Annotated in this window: 17 protein-coding genes; 7 read left to right on the plus strand and 10 right to left on the minus strand. The window is 65.3% G+C overall.

All coding sequences use genetic code 11. The annotated features are described in order from the left end of the window. Nucleotides 1-8: 8 nt before the first annotated feature. Nucleotides 9-698, minus strand: a complete 690-nt coding sequence (locus GB927_RS16180) for a CoA transferase subunit B (RefSeq protein ID WP_256118210.1) — start codon at nucleotides 696-698, stop codon at nucleotides 9-11. Beyond that, nucleotides 695-1,402 (minus strand): 3-oxoacid CoA-transferase subunit A, encoded by a 708-nt coding sequence (locus GB927_RS16185; protein WP_256118211.1) that lies wholly within the window; start codon nucleotides 1,400-1,402, stop codon nucleotides 695-697. Before GB927_RS16185 ends, GB927_RS16180 begins: the two co-directional genes overlap by 4 nt. Nucleotides 1,403-1,520: 118 nt before the next feature. On the opposite strand from GB927_RS16185, the gene GB927_RS16190 reads away from it, so the two are divergent. Further along, nucleotides 1,521-2,276, plus strand: a complete 756-nt coding sequence (locus GB927_RS16190) for an IclR family transcriptional regulator (protein WP_256118212.1) — start codon at nucleotides 1,521-1,523, stop codon at nucleotides 2,274-2,276. A 60-nt stretch (nucleotides 2,277-2,336) separates the two neighbouring features. Beyond that, on the plus strand, nucleotides 2,337-2,987 hold the full coding sequence (locus GB927_RS16195; protein WP_256118213.1) for a sulfite oxidase-like oxidoreductase: 651 nt from the start codon (nucleotides 2,337-2,339) through the stop codon (nucleotides 2,985-2,987). Here GB927_RS16195 and GB927_RS16200 read toward each other — a convergent pair. Beyond that, nucleotides 2,972-3,847, minus strand: a complete 876-nt coding sequence (locus tag GB927_RS16200) for a helix-turn-helix domain-containing protein (RefSeq protein ID WP_256118214.1) — start codon at nucleotides 3,845-3,847, stop codon at nucleotides 2,972-2,974. The genes GB927_RS16195 and GB927_RS16200 overlap by 16 nt on opposite strands. A 115-nt stretch (nucleotides 3,848-3,962) precedes the next feature. On the opposite strand from GB927_RS16200, the gene pobA reads away from it, so the two are divergent. Beyond that, the gene (gene pobA / locus GB927_RS16205) at nucleotides 3,963-5,135 is read left to right on the plus strand and encodes a 4-hydroxybenzoate 3-monooxygenase (RefSeq protein WP_256118215.1); all 1,173 of its coding nucleotides are present in this window, start codon (nucleotides 3,963-3,965) and stop codon (nucleotides 5,133-5,135) included. Here the strand turns inward: pobA and GB927_RS16210 are convergent. Together GB927_RS16210 and pcaQ are read right to left on the minus strand one after the other, a co-directional pair. Beyond that, nucleotides 5,129-5,995 (minus strand): phosphotransferase family protein, encoded by an 867-nt coding sequence (locus tag GB927_RS16210; protein ID WP_256118216.1) that lies wholly within the window; start codon nucleotides 5,993-5,995, stop codon nucleotides 5,129-5,131. The genes pobA and GB927_RS16210 overlap by 7 nt on opposite strands. Nucleotides 5,996-6,025: 30 nt before the next feature. Then, a complete protein-coding gene (gene pcaQ, locus GB927_RS16215) occupies nucleotides 6,026-6,952 on the minus strand; it encodes a pca operon transcription factor PcaQ (RefSeq protein ID WP_256118217.1) in 927 nt (308 codons plus the stop codon). A 95-nt stretch (nucleotides 6,953-7,047) separates the two neighbouring features. On the opposite strand from pcaQ, the gene pcaD reads away from it, so the two are divergent. Genes pcaD through pcaG form a run of 4 tightly spaced genes read left to right on the plus strand, consistent with a single transcriptional unit; the run spans nucleotide 7,048 to nucleotide 9,623 of the window. Beyond that, on the plus strand, nucleotides 7,048-7,860 hold the full coding sequence (gene pcaD / locus GB927_RS16220; protein ID WP_256118218.1) for a 3-oxoadipate enol-lactonase: 813 nt from the start codon (nucleotides 7,048-7,050) through the stop codon (nucleotides 7,858-7,860). Beyond that, nucleotides 7,853-8,257 carry a 4-carboxymuconolactone decarboxylase gene (pcaC, locus tag GB927_RS16225; RefSeq protein ID WP_256118219.1) on the plus strand — a complete coding sequence of 135 codons (405 nt, stop codon included), beginning with the start codon at nucleotides 7,853-7,855 and terminating at the stop codon, nucleotides 8,255-8,257. Before pcaD ends, pcaC begins: the two co-directional genes overlap by 8 nt. 2 nt (nucleotides 8,258-8,259) lie before the next feature. Beyond that, nucleotides 8,260-9,009, plus strand: coding sequence for a protocatechuate 3,4-dioxygenase subunit beta (gene pcaH / locus GB927_RS16230; RefSeq protein ID WP_256118220.1), 750 nt, complete (start codon nucleotides 8,260-8,262; stop codon nucleotides 9,007-9,009). Then, nucleotides 9,009-9,623 carry a protocatechuate 3,4-dioxygenase subunit alpha gene (gene pcaG / locus GB927_RS16235; RefSeq protein ID WP_256118221.1) on the plus strand — a complete coding sequence of 205 codons (615 nt, stop codon included), beginning with the start codon at nucleotides 9,009-9,011 and terminating at the stop codon, nucleotides 9,621-9,623. Before pcaH ends, pcaG begins: the two co-directional genes overlap by 1 nt. Nucleotides 9,624-9,691: 68 nt before the next feature. On the opposite strand, the gene GB927_RS16240 is transcribed toward pcaG, so the two are convergent. The 5 genes from GB927_RS16240 to GB927_RS16260 all read right to left on the minus strand — a co-directional run bounded on the left by GB927_RS16240 (nucleotide 9,692) and on the right by GB927_RS16260 (nucleotide 13,299). Beyond that, a complete protein-coding gene (locus GB927_RS16240) occupies nucleotides 9,692-9,868 on the minus strand; it encodes a hypothetical protein (RefSeq protein ID WP_256118222.1) in 177 nt (58 codons plus the stop codon). Nucleotides 9,869-9,976: 108 nt separating this feature from the next. Beyond that, the gene (locus GB927_RS16245; protein ID WP_256118223.1) at nucleotides 9,977-10,693 is read right to left on the minus strand and encodes an ABC transporter ATP-binding protein; all 717 of its coding nucleotides are present in this window, start codon (nucleotides 10,691-10,693) and stop codon (nucleotides 9,977-9,979) included. Next, nucleotides 10,674-11,438 carry an ABC transporter ATP-binding protein gene (locus tag GB927_RS16250; RefSeq protein WP_256118224.1) on the minus strand — a complete coding sequence of 255 codons (765 nt, stop codon included), beginning with the start codon at nucleotides 11,436-11,438 and terminating at the stop codon, nucleotides 10,674-10,676. Before GB927_RS16250 ends, GB927_RS16245 begins: the two co-directional genes overlap by 20 nt. After that, nucleotides 11,435-12,436 (minus strand): branched-chain amino acid ABC transporter permease, encoded by a 1,002-nt coding sequence (locus tag GB927_RS16255; RefSeq protein WP_256118225.1) that lies wholly within the window; start codon nucleotides 12,434-12,436, stop codon nucleotides 11,435-11,437. The genes GB927_RS16250 and GB927_RS16255 overlap by 4 nt, the downstream gene beginning before the upstream one ends. Then, complete coding sequence (locus GB927_RS16260; protein ID WP_256118226.1) at nucleotides 12,436-13,299, minus strand: branched-chain amino acid ABC transporter permease; 864 nt, start codon at nucleotides 13,297-13,299, stop codon at nucleotides 12,436-12,438. Before GB927_RS16260 ends, GB927_RS16255 begins: the two co-directional genes overlap by 1 nt. Nucleotides 13,300-13,336 lie beyond the last annotated feature (37 nt).

The raw sequence follows: 13,336 nt of genomic DNA on the forward strand, positions 1-13,336 counted from the left end.
TCTTTCCTTCAGATTTCCGGCACGACGAGATCGGCGACGGGGCCGTCGACATGGAGTTTCGCGCCCGTCATAGCCTGCAATTCCTCGATCGTCATGCCCGCCAGCTTCTCGCGCAGCATGAAGCGGCCGCCGGTCACGTCGATCACGGCGTGGCTCGTATAGATGCGGGTGATGCAGCCGACGCCGGTGAGCGGGAAGGTGCATTTTTCGACGAGTTTCGGCTCGCCGTTCTTGGTAACATGCTCCGTGATGACGACGACCGATTTGGCGCCGTGCACGAGGTCCATCGCCCCGCCGACGGCCGGCACGCCCTTGGAGCCGACGCGCCAGTTGGCAAGGTCGCCGTTCTCCGCCACCTGGTAGGCGCCGAGGATCGCGACGTCGAGATGGCCGCCGCGCACCATGGCAAAGCTGTCGGCATGGTGGAAGAAAGCGGAGCCGGGCTTCAGCGTCACGGCCTTCTTGCCGGCATTGATCAGGTCCCAGTCCTCCTCGCCGGCCGGCGGCGCCTCGCCGAAATCCAACAGGCCGTTTTCCGTGTGAAAAATCGCCGCGCGGCCCGCCGGCTGGTAGCGCGCCACCATTTCGGGAAAGCCGATGCCGAGGTTCACATAGGCGCCGTCGGCAATGTCCTGCGCCGCGCGCCAGGCGATCTGGGCGTTGGAAAGCTTGATGTCTTCGCGTGTATCGACAGTCATGCGTAGGCCACTCCTGCGCGGATGAGATCTTCTTCCTGCCGGGCATCCGTCACTTCCACGACGCCATCGACGAAGATGCCGGGGGTGACGACGTGTTCCGGCTCGATGCCGCCCGGCTTCACCAGTTGCCCGACCTGCACGATGGTCTTTGCCGCCGCCATGCACATCAGCGGGCCGAAATTGCGGGCTGCCTTGTTGTAGGTGAGGTTGCCGTGCGTATCGCCGACATGCGCCTTCACCAGCGCAAAATCCGCCTTCAGCCAGCGTTCCTGCACATACATGCGGCCGTCGAATTCGGCGGTCGGCTTGCCCTTGGCGAGCTCCGTGCCGTAGCTCGTCGGCGTGTAGAAGGCGGGGATGCCGGCGCCGCCGGCGCGGATGCGCTCGGCGAGCGTGCCCTGCGGCACCAGTTCCAGCTCGATCTCGCCGGCCAGATATCGATCGGTGAAGGCGCGCGGATCGGTCGATCGCGGGAAGGAGCAGATCATCTTGCGCACCAGCCCCGCATCGATCATCGCGGCGATGCCGATGCGGCCATTGCCGGCATTGTTGTTGATGACGGTCAGGTCCTTCGCGCCGTTGTCGATGAGCGCATGGATCAGCTCGATCGGCGCGCCCGAGCCGCCGAAACCGCCAATCATGACCGTGGCGCCATCGCCGATGCCGGCCACCGCCTCCGCCAGACTTTTGATGGTCTTGTCCATGCAAAATCTCCCGTTGTTGCAGCAGAGGTAAATCCGAAGGGGAAAAGCGGCAAGGCATTTTGTGCGTTATTTGACTTTTGTTCAATAATCGCACAAACTGACTTTAACGGAGATCACAATGCGCGAAACGGATTTCATCGGCGGCTTTGCCAAAGGGCTCAGGGTCATCGAGTCCTTCGGCGAGACAAAACCGCGGCTCACCATCACCGATGTCTCGAAGGAAACCGGCCTCGACCGGGCGACGGCGAGGCGCTGCCTGTTGACGCTCGCCGAACTCGGCTATGCCGCCTATGACGGCAAATTCTTCGAGCTCACGCCAAAGATCCTGCGGCTCGGCCATGCCTATCTCTCCGCGACGCCGCTGCCGCGGCTGGTGCAGCCCTATCTCGACCAGCTCTCCGAAAAGGTCGGCCAGAGCGCTTCGGCTTCGGTGCTCGATGGCACGGAGATCGTCTATGTGGCGCGCGCGGCGCAAAAACGCGTCATGTCGATCAACCTGATGCCGGGCTCGCGGCTGCCCGCCTATTGTGCCTCGATGGGCCGCGTGTTGCTTTCAGCGCTGCCCGAGGCCGAGGCGCGGGCGATCGTGGAGGCGTCCGACCGGCCGGCGAACACGCCGTTCACAAAGACCGACCCGGACGACCTGATGGCGGAATTTTCCCGCGTGCGCCGGCAGGGCTATGCGGTGATCGACCAGGAGCTGGAAATCGGCCTCTGCTCCATCGCCGTGCCGCTGGAAAACGCCCGCGGCCGGGTCGTCGCGGCGCTCAATATCGGCGCGCCGGCAGCGTTGGCGACCGCCGGCGAGATGGTCGAGCGCTACCTGCCTGCGATGCGCGAGGTACAAGCGGCGCTGCGGCAGGTGCTCGCCTGAACCGGCCTTGACAGACATCAGGGGGCGACCCCACCTGTTGCAGTGCAGCAGGAGACCGCCATGCGCGACGACGACAGCAAGCTCACCCGCACCAAGCGAAAATGGGCCGATGAGGGGAAATTCCTGACTGGCCGTATCGCACGGCCGGAGACCGACCGTCTGCCGCCCGGCCAGCATCTGGTGAAAAACTGGCCGGTGCTCGATCTCGGCCAGCAGCCGGTGATCCGCCCGGAAAACTGGCGGCTGGACGTGAAGGCCGGTGCGGAAAACCCGACATCCTTCGGCTGGACGGATTTTCTGGCGTTGCCGCAGAGCCAAAAGCGCTCGGACATCCATTGCGTGACGACCTGGTCGCGCTACGACAATCGCTGGGAAGGCGTTTCCACCCGCGACCTGCTCGATCTCGTCATGCCGCGACCGGAGGCGGATTTTGTGCTGCTGACGAGTTATGACGGCTATACGACCAACCTGCCGCTGGCCGATTTCGCGGCGGAAGACGCCATCCTCGCCACCCATTGGGAAGGCAAGCCGATTTCCACCGAACATGGGGGGCCGATGCGCCTCGTCGTGCCGCATCTTTATTTCTGGAAAAGCGCCAAGTGGCTGACGCGCATCGATTTCCTGCCCGGCGACCAGGCTGGCTTCTGGGAGCGCAACGGCTATCACATGCGCGGCGACCCGTGGCGCGAGGAGCGCTATTCCGACGATTGAGCAAGCCGCGCCCGTTCGCGCAGCCGCCAGGCGCGCGGCGTCTCTCCGGTCTCGCGCAGGAAATAGCGCGAGAAATAGGCGGGATCGGCGAAGCCGAGGCGCAGGCCGATCTCCTGCGCCGGCATTTCCGTGAAGACCAGTTCGCGCTTCGCCTCGTCGATCATCTTGCGGCCGATATAGGCATGCGCCGAGAGCCCCGTCGCCGCCTTGACGATTCGGTTGAGGTGCGTCGGCGAGATACCGAGCTTTTCCGCGTAGAAACCGGCGGGCCGCTGCGCGCGAAAATGCTGCTGGATCAGGCCGTTCAGGTGCTCCATGCGTCGCGCCGTAGCGCCCTCCGGCGCATCGTCGCGGCCTGAAAGCCGCGCCGTCAGCGTCAGCGCCGAGGAGAGATAGGCTTCCATCAGGTCCGTGCGGCCGTTGCGCCGGGCCGCCCATTCGGCGGCGAGCCGTTCCAGCGTCGCGATGACGAAGGCGCCATCCGGCTCGCCGGCATCGAGTGGCGTCACACGCGGCTCTGCCGCGAAACGCCCCACCTCGCCGGCAAGGCGCAGATGCGAGGCGAGCATGGTGAAGACATGGCCGTCCACGTCGCGCGAGAAGCGGAAGCCGTGGTCGACCCCGGGCGGCACGGTGACGACGGCGGGCGGCTTCAGCGTCGCCTTCCCGGCGCCGAACAGCGCATCGCCAGATCCGGCGGAAATGTACAGGATCTGGAAAAAGCTGTCGTGCCGATGCAGGCCGATCTCATAGCGGTGCAGGCTGCTGCGCGACGGGATCGTTTCGCAGTGCAGCCAGAAGTCCGGCGCATTGCCGGTGCGCTCACCGTAGAGATCGTATGTCGGGACGTGTCTGGTCATGCCGGCACCGTCGGTTCGCAATGTTCGATTTGTACAAGTTCGGGACCGATCCGTCCATTGCCCGCACCCGCCCTTCTCCCCGACAATTTGTCGAATGCCAGTTCGGGAGGATGTCATGCGTGTTCAGGTCGCCATTATCGGCTCGGGTCCATCGGGCCTGCTGCTCGGGCAACTGCTCGGCAATGCCGGCATCGAGACCGTCATCCTCGACCGCTCCAGCAAGGCACATATCCTGAGCCGCGTGCGCGCCGGCGTGCTGGAGGAAGGCACGGTCGGGCTGATGGAGAAGGCGGGCGTCGGCCGCCGTATGCGGGCCGAGGGCCTGCCGCATGACGGGTTTTCGCTCGCCTTCGACGGTCGCGATCACCGCATCGACCTCTTCGATCTCACCGGCGGCAAGCGCGTGATGGTCTATGGCCAGACGGAGCTGACGCGCGACCTGATCGAGCAGCGCGAAGCCGATAGCCGGCTTACGATCTACGAGGCGGCGAATGTCACGCCGCACGATTTCGACGGCGCCGCGCCCTTTGTCACCTACGAGAAGGATGGCCTTACGCATCGCATCGACTGCGATTTCATCGCCGGCTGCGACGGTTTTCATGGCGCGAGCCGCAAGGCAGTGCCGGAGACGGCGATCCGCACCTTCGAAAAGGTCTATCCCTTCGGCTGGCTCGGCATTCTCGCCGAAGTGCCGCCGGTGAGCGAAGAGTTGATCTACGCCAACCATCCGCGTGGCTTCGCACTCTGTTCCATGCGGTCGCAGACCCGTAGCCGCTACTATATCCAAGCGGCGCTGGACGAGAAGATTGAGGCCTGGTCCGACACCCGCTTCTGGGACGAGCTGCGCCGCCGGCTTCCCGCCCATCATGCCGAGGCGATGGTCACCGGCCCGAGCTTCGAGAAATCGATCGCACCCTTGCGCTCCTTCGTCGCCGAGCCGATGCGTTTCGGCCGGCTGTTCCTCGTCGGCGATGCGGCGCATATCGTGCCGCCCACCGGTGCCAAGGGGCTGAACCTTGCGGCCAGCGACGTGCACTACCTGTTTTCTGGCCTGATGGAGCACTATCAGGACCGCTCCAACGCCGGCATAGACGCCTATTCGGCGCGCGCCCTCGCCCGGGTCTGGAAGGCCGTCCGTTTCTCCTGGTGGATGACCACTATGCTGCACCGCTTTCCCGAGGCGAGCGATTTCGACCAGAAAATCCAGGAGGCCGAGCTGGACTATCTCACGCATTCGTGCGCGGCGGAGACGGTGCTGGCGGAAAACTACGTCGGCCTGCCCTACTGACGTCTGGCCCAGGCCGCCACCGAGGCGATCATCGTGGGGTGGTGTTCGGGCGCGTCCGCAAGGGCGGCCAGTTCCCAGAGGCGGTGCACGCCGGTGAGGAGATGGATGCGGACGCGGTCAAGCGGGCGGGAGGTCAGGTGCTCGTAGACATCGACGACGCGCGCCGTCAGGTCCGGGCTGATGAAATTCGAATAGATGAAATCCTGCTGCAGCGGGCCGAAGCCGGAATCGGCGAAATCGTAAATCCCGTTCAGCCGGCCGGCGGCATGGTCGAAGGCCATGTTCCAGCCGTGGCCGTCGAAGAAGCCGTAGGTTTCGCCATGGGGGTCCGGCGGCAGGGCGCGCCAGCCGGCTATCGTTTTCTCTGCGAAGCCGTGCAGCGCCTCTGGCAGAAGCGGCAAGGCACCGGCAGCAATCGCATCGGCATCGAGCCAGCGCTCGACAGGCCGCGCACCGGCCGCCGCCATCACGCCGCGATCGAGGGAATGGAGCTCGGCGTAGAAGCGGGCGAGCGTGTCGGCGAGTTGCTGCTGCGCGGAGTCCGGCAGCGCCTCATACTGTGCCGTCTCCAGATGCTCGCCGGGAATGATCGCGTGCTCGGAGAAGAGCGGTTCGCCTTCATGCAGGCACAAATCCGGAACGCGCACGGTCACATGCGGGCGCACGGCGGCGAGGATCGAGGCCTCGCGGCGCAGCGCCTGTTCCGCTTCCGCACCCTGCGGCAATTTGAAGACCAGGCGCTCGTCCGCCGCGACCGCGCGTGAATGCCAGCCGCCCGGCAGCAGCCGGAAGGACGCCGTCGCGAGATCGGGATGACGCGCGACGATTACCGCGCGAAACGGGTCGAGTTCGTTTCCCATGGCCACTCCTAGCGAAGGCGCGACGGCGTCTCAACCCGTCGGCGACACCGTGCCCGCCACCTCGCGGATCGTCTGCATGAGGATAGCGAGCGGCAGGGAGGGCACGGCGTCGGTGCGCATGGTGAGGCCGACGGGGCCTTTTGTGCCGCTGGTATCGATCGGCAGGGCGGCAAGCGCGCCTTCCGCGATATCCGCCGCGACGACGCCTTCCGAAATGATCCAGATCGCATCGCTTTCGCGCACGAAGGCGCGGCCGAAGGCGTCGGAGACGGTTTCGATCTGGTTCGCCAGGCCGGCAATGCCGTGGGTGATCAAAAAACTTTCGACGAAGGGGCGGATGATCGAGGCGCGCGTCGGCATCAGCACCGGATAGGTATCGAGCCCGGCAAAGACCGCGCTGCCGCCAGCAAGCAGCGGATGGCCGGCGCGCACGCAGAACACCACCTGTTCGGAATAGAGATGCTCGAAGGAAAACCCCGCCATCTTCTCCGGCGCCGCAAGCCGGCCGACGACAAGGTCGAGATCGCCGACGCGCAACTGTTCGAGCAGCACGGCATTATCCCCCGTGACGATCTTTATCCGTGCGCCGGTGCCCTCCTCCAGGAAGAGCCGCATTGCCTTCGGCATGATGCGCGTCGAGACCGTCGGCAGCGCGCCGATGCGGATCGGCGGGGCATCGCCGGAGAGCGCTTGCGAGACGGAATCGAAGCCCTGGCGCAGCGCCGTCAGAGCCGCGCCGGCGTGCTTCAGGAAGACTTCGCCGTAGCGGGTGATCCTGATGCCGCGGCCGTCGCGCTCGAAGACGGCGACGCCTAGAACCTCCTCCAGCTCGCGGATCGTCTTGGTCACGGCGGGCTGGCTGACATGCAGGAGCTGGGCCGCCTTCATCACGCTCTTCTGGCGCGCCACCTCGACAAAGGTTTGCAGATGGCGGAACTTGATACGGCTATCGACCACGGCTTTCATAACCCCCAAGTTAACGAAATGGCATGAAATATCATTTTACCTAACCAGATCAAGGGATCAATCTGGAAAGATCGGAGGAGAGAGACGTGCAATTTGCAACCGTCAACGACGTCATCCTGCACCATCAGCTTATCGGCGGCCCCGCCGGACGGCCGGTCATCGTCTTTGCCAATTCGCTCGGCACCGATTTCCGCATCTGGCGCGACGTCGTGGTGCGGCTTGCCGGCGACTTCCCGATCATTACCTATGACAAGCGCGGCCACGGCCTTTCCGATCTCGGCCAGGTTCCCTATTCGATCGACGACCACGTGCTCGATCTCGCAGCTCTGCTCGACCGGCTTGCCGTGAAGGACGCGATCATCTGCGGCCTCTCCATCGGCGGCATGATCGCGCAGGGCTTGCAGGCGAAACGGCCGGATCTCGTCAAGGCACTGATCCTCTGCGACACCGCGCACAAGATCGGCACCCCGGACATGTGGAACGCCCGTATCGAAAGTGTCGAGACCAAGGGCATCGAAAGCCTTGCCGACCAGGTCATGGAGCGCTGGTTCACGCCGGCCTTCCGCCGCCCGGAGAACGCTGCCTATCACGGCTATCGCACCATGCTCACCCGCCAGTCGGCCGTTGGCTACGCTGCCACCTGCGCTTCGGTGCGCGATACCGATCTTACCGAGACCACCAAGCGCATCTCTGTCCCGACCCTTTGCATCGTCGGCGACCAGGACGGTTCGACGCCGCCGGATCTCGTGCTGTCCATGGCAAAGCTCATCCCCGGCGCCCGCTACGAAGTCATCAAGGATGCCGGGCACATTCCCTGCGTGGAACAGCCGGAAATGCTGACCGAGATGATCCGCGCCTTCATCGCCACCCTACCTGCCGGAGACGAGCCAAATGGCTGATGCCCATACCTTTTCCGATCGCTACCGCCAGGGCATGGTGACCCGCCGCGCGGTGCTCGGCGACCACCATGTCGACCGCGCCTCGTCTGCGGCGACGGCCTTCGACCAGCCCTTCCAGGAGCTGATCACCGAAGGCGCCTGGGGCACGGTCTGGTCACGACCGGGCTGGACGAAGCGCGAGCGCTCCATGGTGACGATCGCGCTGCTGGCGGCGCTGGGCCATGACGAGGAGGTGGCGATGCATGTGCGCGCGACGGCCAATACGGGCGCCAGCCGCGAGGACATCGCCGAGGCGCTGCTGCATGTGGCGATCTATGCCGGCGTGCCGGCGGCCAATCGGGCGATCAAGATCGCCAAACATGTCTTCGAGGAACTGGACGCGGAAAAGGCGGCCTGACAATGACGGACCTTTCCAACAGAAAACCCGAAACGGGCGCATTCTTCTCCCGCGATCGCCAATGGCATCCGCCGGGACTGACGCCGGGCTACAAGACCTCCGTGCTGCGCTCGCCGCAAAAGGCGCTGCTGTCGCTCGACGGAACGGTGTCGGAAATCACCGGCCCGGTCTTCGGGCACGCGATCCTCGGCGAGTTCGACAATGACCTGATTCACAATTTCGCCAAAGCCGGCGAGAGCGCCATCGGCGAGCGCATCATCGTGCATGGCCGCGTGCTGGACGAGCGGGGGCGACCGGTGCCGGGCGCGCTGCTCGAATTCTGGCAGGCCAATGCCGGCGGGCGCTACCGCCACAAGAAGGAAAGCTATCTGGCGCCGCTCGATCCGAATTTCGGCGGCTGCGGGCGCACCATTACCGATGAAGACGGCCATTACGCCTTCCGCACCATCAAGCCCGGCCCCTATCCCTGGCCGAACGGCGTCAACGACTGGCGCCCGGCGCATATCCATTTTTCCGTCTTCGGCCATGGTTTCGCCCAGCGGCTGATCACGCAGATGTATTTCGAGGGCGACCCGATGATCTGGAAGTGTCCCATCGTGCAGACCATTCCGGACAAGGCGGCGATCGAGCAGCTGGTCGCGGCCCTCGACTGGGGCAACACGATCCCGATGGATGCGCGCGCCTACAAGTTCGACATCGTGCTGCGCGGCCGCCGCTCGACGCTCTTCGAAAACCGGATGGAGGGCAACTGATGGTGCAGACCCTCGGCACGCTCAAGGAAAGCGCCTCCCAGACCGCGGGGCCTTACGTCCATATCGGCCTGACGCCGAATTTCGCCGGCATCGGTGGCGTCTACGAAAATGATCTCGGCACCACCATGGTCAACGACGAGACGCTCGGCCGGCGCATCACCATCACCGGCCGCGTGCTCGACGGCACCGGCACGCCGCTGCGCGACGCGCTGATCGAGATCTGGCAGGCGGATGCCGCCGGCCTCTACAACAGCCCCTCGGAACTGCGCGGCAGCGCCGACCCCAACTTTTCCGGCTGGGGCCGCTGCCCGACCCATGGCGAGACCGGCGAATACCGTTTCGAGACGATCAAGCCCGGCCGCGTGCCTTTCAGGGACGGCCGCCAGATGGCGCCGCATATCTCGCTCTGGATCGTCGCCCGCGGCATCAATCTCGGCCTCAACACGCGCCTGTATTTCGGCGACGAGGAAGCGGCCAATGCAGAGGACCCCGTCCTTGCCCGCATCGAACACCGCGTGCGCGTGCCGACGCTCATTGCCGCCGTCGACGGCGACAGCTACCGGTTCGACATCCACCTGCAGGGCGAGAAGGAAACGGTGTTCTTCGACATCTGACCTCCCCGGCAAAAGACCCGGATGCAGGGGAACATCCGGGCCTTCGGGGAGGTCAGCGAGGGTGACGCTTACTTGCAGATCTTGATCTTCTTGACGATCAGGTTGCCGTAGTAGTCGTAGGAATGGATCTTCTTGACGAAGCAATGCGGCTTGTAGCCATAGCTGTAGTAACCGGCCTGCGACGGGGCGGCGAAGGAAACAGCGGCGACGAGGGCGATGGTGGCGGAAACGATGATCTTGCGCATGGGGGTCTCTCCTGATCTCTGTGAGGGATGAGCCTCTCTCATCCAGTGATCAGACTTTCCCACATCGCCCCGCCGCCCGCTGTTCCGCGCGGAACAGGCGCCTGCGGCTCAGTGCAGGCCGCCAACGCCGAGCAGGGTTTCGACCGTGTGCTGGTCTGCGGCAAGCGCCGCCGGCGTGCCAGTCCAGGCGATGCGGCCACGTTCGAGGATAATGACAGCGTCGGCGAAATCGAGCGCGCTCTGGATGCGCTGCTCGACCAGCAGGATGGTCATTTCGCCGGAGGCGGCGAGCGTGCCGAAAGCGGCCATCAGTTCCTCGCAGATGACGGGGGCGAGGCCTTCCAGCGGCTCGTCGAGTAGCAGTACAGAGGGCTGGCCGAGGATGGTGCGGGCGGTCGTCAGCATCTGCTGTTCGCCGCCGGAAAGCTGCGAGCCAAGGTTTTTGCGCCGCTCCTTGAGGCGCGGGAACATGGCATAAGCCTCCTCGATCGCCGAACGCGGCCGCGCCTTCAGGCCGACGAAGAGGTTTTCCTCGACGGTCAGCGTCGGGAAGACGTCGCGCGATTGCGGCACGTAGCCGAGGCCTTTTAGGGCGCGCGATGCGCTGTCGATCCCCTCGATCGGCTGGCCGCCGAGGCGGATTTCGCCGCCGTAGCGTTTCGTCTGGCCGGCGAGCGTGGCGAAGAGGGTGGACTTGCCCATGCCGTTGCGGCCGAGCACGGCGAGTTTTCGGCCGGCGCCGGCGCAGAAGGAAATGTCCTCCAGCACGCGCGTCTGGCCATAGCCGGCGGAAAGGCCGGCGATTTCAAGCGACGCTGCGGGCATCGGCATAACTCCCGAGATAGGCCTGGCGGACGCGGGCGTCCTTCGTCACCGCATCCGGCGATCCGTCGAAGATGATCTCGCCTGCCGCCAGCACGATGACGCGCTTGGCGAAGCGGAAGACGAGGTCCATGTCGTGTTCGATCATCAGCACGGCGAGATCGGCCGGCAGGTCGGCGATCGCCTGCTCGATGCGTGCCGTATCGCTCTGCGGCACGCCGGCGGCGGGTTCGTCAAGCAGCAGCACCTTGGGTTTCAGCGCCAGCGCCAAGGCGAGTTCCAGCAGGCGCTGCTGGCCGTAGGCGATCTCGCTGACGCGGTGGCCGGCAAGCTGCGCGATGCCGAGCTTGGCGAGCAAGGCATGGGCCTCGTCCATCACACCGGGCATGGCGCGGTGGCTCGCAAACATTTTTCCCGAACGGCCTTCGCGCTGGAGGATGGCCAGCGACACATGCTCCTCCGGCGTCATCTCGGAGAAAAGGCGGGTGACCTGGAAGGAGCGCACGAGGCCGCGGCGCACGCGCTGGGTCGGCCCGAGGCGCGTAACATCCTCGCCGCCGAGCGTCACAGTGCCGGAATTCGGCAGGATATTGCCCGTGACGAGGTTGACGAAGGTGGTCTTGCCGGCGCCGTTCGGGCCGATCAGCGCGACGCGGTCGCCCGGCGCCATCGAGAGCGAGACATCATTGGTGACGGCCAGGCCGCCGAACATCTTTCTGAGGTTTCGGACGTCGAAGATCGCGCTCATCGGCCCTTCCTCCCGCGGCGTTCGAAATAGGCGGCGACGGAGCCATAAAGGCCCTTCGGCGCGAAGAGCACGACGGCGATCAAAAGCGCGCCGACGATGGTGAGCCAGTGGAAGGGGTTTGCCGCGGAAACGACGTCCTCGAACCACATGAAGGTGATCGTGCCGATCAGCGCGCCGTAGAGCGAGCCGGTGCCGCCGAGCACGAGCATGACGAGGGCTTCGGCCGACAGCGTGAAGGAGAGGCTGTCGAGGCCGACGACCTGCGTCGAGATGGCATTGAGCGCGCCGCCGGCGCCAGCCACGGCGCCGGAAATGGCGTACATTTTGATCAACGTGCCGTGCACCGAGGCGCCCATGGCGCGCACGCGCACCGGGTCCTGCCGGATGCCGCGGCAGAGCATGCCGAAGGGCGAGCGCACGATCTGGCGCAGAATGACGAAGGCGACAATGAGCAACACGATGCCGAAGACATAGGCCGTGCGGCCCCAGAGATCGAACTGCCAAAGGCCGAAGACGGCATCCGGCATGATGCCGGCAAGACCATCGCTGCCGCCGGTCCAGCCGGACGCCTTGTTGGCGGCCTCGTGCGCGAGATGGATGATGGCGATGGAGAGCACGAGTTGCGGCAGGCCATGCGCGCGGAGCACGACGACGCCGGAGATGAGCCCTGCGATCGCGCCGGAAACGATGCCGACGGCGAGCATGGCGATCGGGTCGGTGATGCCGAAATGCGCGGCCGCGATGCCCGCGCCATAGGCGCCGGCGCCGAAGAGCGCGGCATGGCCGAGCGTCGCGACGCCGCAATAACCGGTGACGAGGTCGAGTGAGAGGACCAGCAGCGCGATCGCGGTGATGCGGGTGAGCAGCGCCAGATTGTTCGGGAAGAGGAAATAGCCGACGAGGGCGAAGGCGGCGATGACGAGAACGCCGATCGCGTCGCGCGTCAGCCGGGCGCGGCGGTCGCCGGTGGTGGAAAGGGATGTTGTCAGCAGTGCCATCACTTCGCCCTCCCCGCGAGGCCGCGTGGAAAGATCCAGACGATGGCGATGACCGCGAGATAGAAGAAGAACTCGCCGAATTCCGGCATGAGGTAACGCCCCGCCGTGTCGATGGCGCCGAGAAGCAGGCAGGCGGCGAGCGCGCCGGGAATGGAGCCCGCGCCGCCGACCGAGACGACGACGAGGAAAGTCACCATATAGCGGAGCGCATAATAGGGTTCGATCGGCAACAGCTCCGCGCCCACCACGCCCCCGAAGGCGGCCAGGCCGACCGCGACGGCGAAGCTGACGGCATAGACGACCTGCGTCTTGACGCCCAGTGCTGCGGCCATCGCGGCATTGTCAACGGCGGCGCGCAGTTTCACGCCGAAGGCCGTGCGCTCGATGAAATACCAGAGGCCGAGGGCCACCGCGAGGCCGCAGGCGATGACGAAGAGGCGGTGCGCCGAGACGGTGCGGAAGCCGAGGCTGACGGACTGGCGGAGCGTCTCCGGCGTCGGGATGGTTTTCAGCGTCGGGCCGAAGATATAGTTGGCGATGCCGATGATGCAGAAGGTGATGCCGATGGTCATCAGCACCTGCGTCAGCTCCGGTTGGCCATAGATGCGGCGGTAGAGCAGGCGCTCGATGGGGATGGCGATGAGGATGGTGCCGACGACGGCGATGAGGACGGCGAAGGCATAAGCGAGGCCCAGGTCGCGCGCGGCATAGGAGGCGATGTAGCCGCCGATCATCGCGAAGGCGCCATGCGCCAGGTTGACGACGCGCATCAAGCCCATGGTGACCGAAAGCCCGATGGAGATGACGAAGAGCACCATGCCATAGGCAAGGGCATCGACACCGATGCTGAAGACCGTTTGCATGTTTCCGTCCTGGTGTCGGCTATTCAATCCTACAAGG

The sequence above is a fragment of the Shinella lacus genome, assembly GCF_010994755.1.
Taxonomy (GTDB): Bacteria; Pseudomonadota; Alphaproteobacteria; order Rhizobiales; family Rhizobiaceae; genus Shinella; species Shinella lacus.

Excerpts from the sequence above, each read along its gene's own strand:
- GB927_RS16180 (WP_256118210.1), bottom strand. The coding sequence starts at position 698 with ATGACTGTCGATACACGCGAAGACATCAAGCTTTCCAACGCCCAGATC.
- GB927_RS16185 (WP_256118211.1), bottom strand. The coding sequence starts at position 1,402 with ATGGACAAGACCATCAAAAGTCTGGCGGAGGCGGTGGCCGGCATCGGC.
- GB927_RS16190 (WP_256118212.1), top strand. The coding sequence starts at position 1,521 with ATGCGCGAAACGGATTTCATCGGCGGCTTTGCCAAAGGGCTCAGGGTC.
- GB927_RS16195 (WP_256118213.1), top strand. The coding sequence starts at position 2,337 with ATGCGCGACGACGACAGCAAGCTCACCCGCACCAAGCGAAAATGGGCC.
- GB927_RS16200 (WP_256118214.1), bottom strand. The coding sequence starts at position 3,847 with ATGACCAGACACGTCCCGACATACGATCTCTACGGTGAGCGCACCGGC.
- pobA (WP_256118215.1), top strand. The coding sequence starts at position 3,963 with ATGCGTGTTCAGGTCGCCATTATCGGCTCGGGTCCATCGGGCCTGCTG.
- GB927_RS16210 (WP_256118216.1), bottom strand. The coding sequence starts at position 5,995 with ATGGGAAACGAACTCGACCCGTTTCGCGCGGTAATCGTCGCGCGTCAT.
- pcaC (WP_256118219.1), top strand. The coding sequence starts at position 7,853 with ATGGCTGATGCCCATACCTTTTCCGATCGCTACCGCCAGGGCATGGTG.
- pcaH (WP_256118220.1), top strand. The coding sequence starts at position 8,260 with ATGACGGACCTTTCCAACAGAAAACCCGAAACGGGCGCATTCTTCTCC.
- pcaG (WP_256118221.1), top strand. The coding sequence starts at position 9,009 with ATGGTGCAGACCCTCGGCACGCTCAAGGAAAGCGCCTCCCAGACCGCG.
- GB927_RS16240 (WP_256118222.1), bottom strand. The coding sequence starts at position 9,868 with ATGCGCAAGATCATCGTTTCCGCCACCATCGCCCTCGTCGCCGCTGTT.
- GB927_RS16245 (WP_256118223.1), bottom strand. The coding sequence starts at position 10,693 with ATGCCCGCAGCGTCGCTTGAAATCGCCGGCCTTTCCGCCGGCTATGGC.
- GB927_RS16250 (WP_256118224.1), bottom strand. The coding sequence starts at position 11,438 with ATGAGCGCGATCTTCGACGTCCGAAACCTCAGAAAGATGTTCGGCGGC.
- GB927_RS16255 (WP_256118225.1), bottom strand. The coding sequence starts at position 12,436 with ATGGCACTGCTGACAACATCCCTTTCCACCACCGGCGACCGCCGCGCC.
- GB927_RS16260 (WP_256118226.1), bottom strand. The coding sequence starts at position 13,299 with ATGCAAACGGTCTTCAGCATCGGTGTCGATGCCCTTGCCTATGGCATG.